Source organism: uncultured Streptococcus sp. (assembly GCF_938036805.1).
Taxonomy (GTDB): Bacteria; Bacillota; Bacilli; order Lactobacillales; family Streptococcaceae; genus Streptococcus.
Genome location: NZ_CALHWC010000167.1, coordinates 1 through 5,328 on the forward strand (window position 1 = coordinate 1; position 5,328 = coordinate 5,328).

General features: G+C 45.6%; 2 protein-coding genes and 1 pseudogene. All 3 read right to left on the reverse strand.

Annotated elements, in window-relative coordinates:
- Positions 1 to 153 precede the first annotated feature (153 nt).
- Positions 154 to 734 (reverse strand): annotated as a pseudogene (locus tag Q0191_RS06775) (AI-2E family transporter); the annotation flags it as partial.
- A 470-nt stretch (positions 735 to 1,204) separates the two neighbouring features.
- A complete protein-coding gene (gene smc, locus Q0191_RS06780) occupies positions 1,205 to 4,741 on the reverse strand; it encodes a chromosome segregation protein SMC (protein ID WP_297664999.1) in 3,537 nt (1,178 codons plus the stop codon).
- Positions 4,741 to 5,328, reverse strand: a 588-nt coding sequence (gene rnc, locus Q0191_RS06785) for a ribonuclease III (protein ID WP_297665001.1), incomplete at its 5' end; no start/stop codon positions are given. The genes rnc and smc, both read right to left, overlap by 1 nt.

Genomic DNA, 5,328 nt, shown 5'->3' on the forward strand with positions numbered 1-5,328 from the left:
AAGAAATTCCATAGTTCACGGGCCCATAAGAATGTTAAAAACAGACGTAACATCAATTCTGGGAAGCTTGGTCCGAATATAAGGAGCAATATCCCAGCAACAAGGAACGCAATCCCTTCAAAGAGGAGCTTTTTCCCCGTAATCCCTAAGTCGCTAATTTTCTTCATCAATAATACCTCCTACAGCTACCACTGGAGCAGCTTGTTCATGTTTCTCCATCCATTCTTTCACGAGACGGTAAATCACGGCAAAGATTGGTGTGAAGAAAATCATTCCTACTAAACCAAAGAGATTTCCACCGATTAACGTAGTAGCAAGGGTTAGAGCCGTTGGCAACCCTACGGAACTGCCGACAACCCTAGGATAGACGACATTGCCTTCCACTGTTTGAACGACCATAAAGACGACAACCGAAATGAGTGCTTGAATTGGGCTTTCTGTAAAGATGAAGAGCATTACGATTCCGCACGCCATAAACGGCCCGATATTCGGAATGAACGAGAATACTCCGGCCAGCACCCCAACAAGTCCTGCATATGGCAACCCTACAAGAGAGTATGCGGCAAAAATCATAACCCCAACAATTCCCGCCTCGATGATTTGACTCATCAAGAAACGGTCATACGTATCCACGATGACTTCCCCGACATAAGAATGTGCTCAATTTTGTCTTTTAGCAACACCACATTGAGAATGCGAAGCGTTAAACGTGCGAGTATTTCCTTACTTACGAGAATATTAATCATGAAGAAAATCCCCATAATCACAGAGAACACATTTGAGAAGAGCCTATAATATTCGTTGTAAATCCGCCAAGGAATGTAATGACAGACGATATACGCTTTTGTATTATCTATAACCTAGTTTATTTCCATCAACATACCTGTGCCTTCAAATTATTTTTTATTTATTATCCTCATTATACCAAGAATTCTCACAATTTACTATAACTCCTACTTTCTATTGACGAAAGAAATGTTATTATGCAGTTATACTGCCTCAAGATGATTGACTTTCGAAACATGCAATTTAACGTTTAACAAATCAAGGGTGTCTCCATAGAATCAAAGTATTTCTGATACCCATTTCCTTCTATCTATAGACAGTAAAAAGCCTTGAAACAACTTATTCAAAGGCTTTCTTAGTATTCTATTGTATCAATTACCTTATTCCGATTTCTGTTGCTACTAATTTTATACTCATACTATAAACTTTCTAAATCTTTTAACTTGACCGACACAATCTTGGAAACTCCTGACTCCTGCATGGTTACTCCATAGATGGAATCTGCCGCAGACATGGTTCCCTTACGGTGGGTCACAACGATAAACTGGCTTTCTTTGTCAAAGCGATTGAGATAATCCCCAAAGCGCTTGACATTGGCCTCATCCAGAGCTGCCTCAACTTCATCCAAGATAACAAACGGAATGGTCTTGACGCGGATGATGGAGAAGAGAAGGGCTAAGGCTGACAGGGCTTTTTCTCCACCACTCATAAGATTGAGAGATTGGATTTTCTTGCCCGGAGGCTGAACCGAAATCTCTACCCCAGCTGTCAGCAGGTCGCCTTCTGTCAAGATCAGGTCAGCTGAACCGCCGCCAAACATCTGGCTAAAGGTCAGCTTGAAGCTTTCACGAATGGCTTCAAAGGTTGTTTGGAAACGTTCCTTGACCTCGTCATTCATCTCTTCAATGGTTTCCAAGAGAAGATTTTTGGCTGAGAGGACGTCATCCCGCTGACTATTGAGGAAATTCAGTCGGTTGCTGACTTCTTCAAATTGCTCTACTGCTTCCAGATTGACCGGTCCCAAAGCACGAATAGCCTTTTCTAAGTCTTTGACTTGAGCTTCCGCAGCTGCAAGATTTTCCAAAGAGCGGGCTCTTTGATCAGCCTCTTCAAAGCTGATCTGGTAATTATCCGTCAGATTGGTCAGCAGACGACGCAAGACATCTGAAAATTTCTCTTTTTCTGCCTCTGCCTTGGCCTGACGGCGAATCAAACTTTCATTTTGCTGACGTGCTTGGTCTAAATACCCTAGAATATCCTCAGACTGCCCCTCTAAGTCGTCCAGCTCAAATTTGAGTCGGATGAGGCTCTGATCCAAGTTTGTCTTTTTCTCTTGGGCAGTCTTAAGCTGCTCTTCCAAGACGGAAATATCCACCTTCTGACTGACAACTTCTTCCTTTTGCTCTATCAAAAGTTGCAAAGTAGCGACTTCCTTGTCCAGAGCAGCCTTCTCCTCTAGCAAACGCGATAAATCATTCTTCTCAAAGCGCTGGCTAGAAGTCAGCTCTGTGCTCTTCAATTTCAGTTCAGACAAGTTAGCCGATAGCTGATCGAAACGATCTTGAACAGCGTTTTTATTCGACTTGACTTGCTCGATTTCAGCAGTAATGGCTGTTTTTGCAGCCTCGATAGCCGACAGCCGCTCTTCCATTTTTTTCTTTTCAGCCAGGCCTGCTGTTTCAGTCTGGCTAGCCAAATCTTGTTTCTGCAGTTTCTCCAGCTGACTGAGTTCCGCAACCTGCTCTGCAATCTGTTCGTAGGCCAACTTGACTCTTTGCTCCGTCAAGCGAGCTTGCTCACCCTCAGACTTGATGGCTTCCAAGGCTTGCTTGGCCTCTGATAGCTGAGATTGTAAGTTTTCGACTTGCTGCTCCTGAACTTTCAGCTTCTGAGACTGCTGCTCCATTTCTGCGAGCAGGCTGTCCAGTTCCGGCTTGATAAAGATTGTGTTATTATTGCGATTAGCTCCTCCGGCATAAGAACCGCCTGTGCGCAGTTCCGTACCGTCCAGCGTTACAATTCTGACTTGGTAACGAACCTGACGAGCAGCTGCACGCGCATGTTCAATCGTATCAAAAATAGCGGTTGTTCCCAGCAGATTTTGGAAAATATTCTCCAAACCTGCCTCATAGGTCACCAGCTCCGAAGCCAAACCTAGGAAGCCTGGACTAGCCTCAATTCTGGATTGATTTTGCTCGGGAAGTTGACGAGCCTTGATGGTCGTCAGAGGTAGGAAAGTAGCCCGACCAGCCCGATTTTTCTTAAGAAAATCAATGGCTCTGGTCGCTGCTCCCTCGTCCTCAACGATGATATGCTGGCTGCTTGCCCCTAGTGCAATTTCTAAAGCAGTCTGGTAATGAGGATCAAAGCTCAATTTCTCGCTGACTGCCCCGACAATACCACCCAGACGATCAGCCTCCTGCAGAACGCTTTTTACACCTGCATAAAAATTACTATGATTTTTGAGAATAGCTTCTAAACTGGCTGCACGGGCTTTTTTATTTTTCAAATCATCCAGCAGGGCAAACATGCTGGTCTGCTCCTTTTGATAAGCAGTCGCCAACTTCTCGACCTGCCCCTGCTGCTCCTGATACTGATCTAGCAAGGCTCTGAGAGCAGCCTGTGCCTCTTCTAATTCCGCCTGTCGAGCCGCTTCTTCTTCCCTACCAGCTTTTAAATCAGCCTGTAGTTTGCTAAACTCTGCCTGTTTGCTGGCAGCTTGGCTCCGCTCATTCTCCAGACGATTTTCTAGCGAGGTCAAGTCATTGGACAAGTCTGCTTCTTCTTGCATGAGCTTGACGTAACGATCCCGCAGATTTTCAATCAGCTGGTCTGGGTCATCTGAAAAGTCTGCCAATTCTGCTTCCAACTGGCTCATGGCCTCTTGATTTTCAGTCAACTGGACCGCTAAAGCAGCTAGATGAGCTTCCTTGGAGGCAATATCAGCTGTCAACTGCTGGCTTTTTTCTCTCAACCCAGCCAAACGTTCTTCATTTTCCAAACGACTGCTGGCTGCCTGACTAGATTCCAACTTAGCTAGGTCTATCTGGCGTTCCAGATCACTGATTAAACGAGTCAGCTCCAAAAGACTGGCCTGATCGTCAGACAGTTTTTGATTCACTTCCTGACGTTTGACCTTGATTTCTTGGTTTTCACGCTCCAACTCATCCCGTTTCGTATAGTAGGCCGCCAGCTCCTGCTTGATACTCTCCAAATCAACCTCTGCCGCCGTCAAATCAGTTTTATTCGCCTTGATTTGAGCTACCAAGACATCCAGATAGAGCTCCTGACGCTCTTGATCCAGCTCTAAAAAGCGCTTGGCCGTCTCAGCCTGCTTTTCCAGTGGCTTGACTTGACTATCCAGCTCGTAGATAATGTCTTCCAAGCGGTCAAGATTGTCTTGAGTCTGTGCTAGCTTGCTTTCTGTTTCCTTGCGACGGGTCTTATATTTGAGCACTCCAGCCGCTTCTTCAAAGATTGCCCGACGCTCCTCTGGTTTGCTGTTAAAGATTTCCTCTACCTTCCCTTGGGAAATGATGGAGAAGGAATCTCGTCCTAGCCCTGTATCCATGAAAAGGTCATGGACATCCCGCAGCCGAACTTTTTTACCGTCAATCTTGTACTCGCTATCACCACTGCGATAGATATGGCGCTCGACACGGATTTCCTTGCCAGCCTGCTTGATAAACTGGTCCTGATTATCCAAAACCACAACGACCGAAGCATAGTTGAGGGGCTTGCGGTTCTCCGTCCCTGCAAAAATGACATCGGGCATCTTACCGCCCCGCAGACTCTTGACACTCGACTCACCCAGAGCCCAGCGCAGGCTCTCCGTAATATTGGACTTGCCTGAGCCATTGGGACCAACAACAGCAGTTACACCTTGGTCAAAAACTACCTTAGTCTTATCTGCAAATGACTTGAAGCCCTGAATTTCAATTTCCTTTAAAAACATTAGTGACTTTCCTTTTCAAATGCATCCTTGGCAGCTTCCTGCTCAGCCAATTTCTTAGAACGGCCTTGTCCCTGACCCGCTTTCTGACCATTGATCAACACAGCCACAGCAAAGTTTTTAGCATGGGCAGGCCCTGTCTCATCTGTGACCTGATAGACAATCTCCACATCGCCATTAACCTGCAGGAGTTCCTGCAACTTGGTCTTATAGTCTGTCACCTGCTCAAAGTCACCCGCTTCCACCTTGGGAATCATAACTTGATAAATAAAGCCCTTGACAGTCTCCACATCCTTATCCAGAAGGAGGGCACCCAAAAAGGCCTCAAATAAGTCACCCAGAATGGTATCCCGATTGCGACCTCCTGACTTCTCCTCACCGCGACCCAGCTTGATAAACTGATCAAACTGACAATCCCGTGCAAAGCCAGCCAAACTCTCCTCCCGAACAATCATGGAGCGTAGTTTTGACAAATCTCCTTCTGGTTTTTTGGGGTATTTTTTATATAAATACTCAGAAATAATCAGCTGCAGAACAGCGTCTCCTAAAAATTCCAGGCGTTCATTGTGTGAAATTTTTAAGAGGCGGTG

What these genes read in the sequence shown, in the direction of transcription:
- smc (WP_297664999.1), bottom strand. Translation starts at nt 4,741, where the DNA reads ATGTTTTTAAAGGAAATTGAAATTCAGGGCTTCAAGTCATTTGCAGAT.